1 protein-coding gene is annotated in these 1,880 nt (G+C 45.6%); it reads right to left on the bottom strand.

All coding sequences use genetic code 11. The features are described 5' to 3' along the window. On the bottom strand, window positions 1–1,880 hold a 1,880-nt coding region (locus tag T344_RS0119360), incomplete at both ends, for a non-ribosomal peptide synthetase (protein WP_027630045.1).

The raw sequence follows: 1,880 nt of genomic DNA, 5'->3' as shown, positions 1-1,880 counted from the left end.
CTATGAAAGCTAGTGCGTAAAGCCTCGTGGCGTGCGGTCAGTTGCTCCAATGCGGACTTCATACGATCAAAATCAAATCTTCCCTGGATTTCCAGCCCCGCCGGCATATTGTAGGTGATGCCCTCATCGTCCATCTGGTTGATCAAGTACAATCTCTTTTGAGCCGACGACATGGGGTAGATTTCTTTTTCCTCCGCCTGTGGGATTGGAATATATTCCTTTGCTTTTGCTCCTTCCACTTCTTTGGCAAGAAGCTTGACGGTGGGAGCAGTAAATATGGTCTTTAATGCCAGGCGGACACCAGTCTTGGCTTCGATTTGGTTGACAACCCGGGTAGCACGCAGGGAATGACCTCCCATTTCAAAGAAGCTGTCTTCAATTCCCACCGGGGTAACGCCCAATATTTCTTCAAAGATGCCTGCAATGGTTTCTTCCGTCTTGTTTCGGGGTGCAATATATTCCCGCCCGCTTGCTGCTTCCGGTTCCGGCAGGGCACGTTTGTCAAGCTTTCCGTTCCTCGTAACCGGAATGTTTTCAATCTGAAGAATATATGCGGGTACCATATATTCCGGCAGTTCTTTTCTAAGGCTGTCTTTGATGTCACCTGCCCGGATTTCCTGATCCGATACTATATAGGCACAGATGCTCTTGTCCCCGCTTTTCTCCTTGGCCGCCACTGCCGCATCCTTGACACCGGTTTGCTTTTTCAAGACACTTTCTATTTCGCCCAACTCAATACGGAAGCCGCGGATTTTTACCTGCTCGTCGATCCTGCCCAAATACTCGATATTCCCGTCCGGCAGCCATCTTGCCAGATCCCCGGTGCGGTACATTCTACCTTTACCGAATGGATTTCTGACAAATTTCTCTGCTGTCAATTCAGGCAGGTTCAGGTATCCCCGGGCCAGGCCTACTCCTGCAATGCACAATTCGCCCGGCATTCCGATACCGGAAAGGTCGTTACCGTTAAGAATATATATTTGCGTGTTTGCAATCGGTTTCCCAATCGGCACTCGCTCCGGCAACGACATCTCTCCGTTTATATATTTCCATCTTGTTGAACAAACGGTTGCCTCCGTTGGACCATAATCATTAAAATACACTTTACAGTTGTGGACATTCTTTAGCATAAGTTCCCGATCAATTTCTGACCCACCCGTGATAAGTGTTTTTAGTCCGCACACGTCTACTTGTGCAAGGTGCAAAGGAGTGATCAGTATTGTTGTAATATGTTTTCTCATAATATATTCTTTAAATAGCTTTGTATCTTGTTGACATTCTTTTGAAATTAAGCATAATGCACCCCCAATCAACAAACTCATAGACATTTCAGCTATCGAAGGATCAAAGGTAATACTGGAGAGTTGTAAGATGATATCTGTCTCACTTAATCCTTGTGTTTTAACGAAATATTCCCGCAGATTGATTACGCTACCGTGTTCAATCATAACCCCCTTTGGTTTACCTGTCGTTCCTGATGTATAAATGATATATATAAGGTCATTTGGTGTATTCACATGTTCCGGATTTTGAGCCCTGCCGGTATAAATCGTCTGATCAAAGAGGTTGATGAGCGGAATATCCGTTTCTACAGGCAGTTCCGCTTTATCCAGCAGTACTGCTTTAGGCTGACAGTCCTCCAGCATATATCTTATACGCTCTTCCGGACAGTCCGGATCTATCGGCACATAGGCTCCGCCTGCTTTGATGATACCATATATACCAATAACCATCTCGATGCTTCTTTGAGTCAGGATAGCAACCTTGTCGTCCGGCTCCACACCAAGCTTCCGAAGCTTGTATGCCAGCTGGTTTGCTTTTTCATTAAGCTCTCTATAGGTCATTTTTTCTTCTTCAAATACGACCGCAATATTGTCTGG

This window comes from Ruminiclostridium cellobioparum DSM 1351 = ATCC 15832 (genome assembly GCF_000621505.1).
Classification (GTDB): Bacteria; Bacillota; Clostridia; order Acetivibrionales; family DSM-1351; genus Ruminiclostridium; species Ruminiclostridium cellobioparum.
This window is presented reverse-complemented; position numbering and strand designations above follow the sequence as displayed.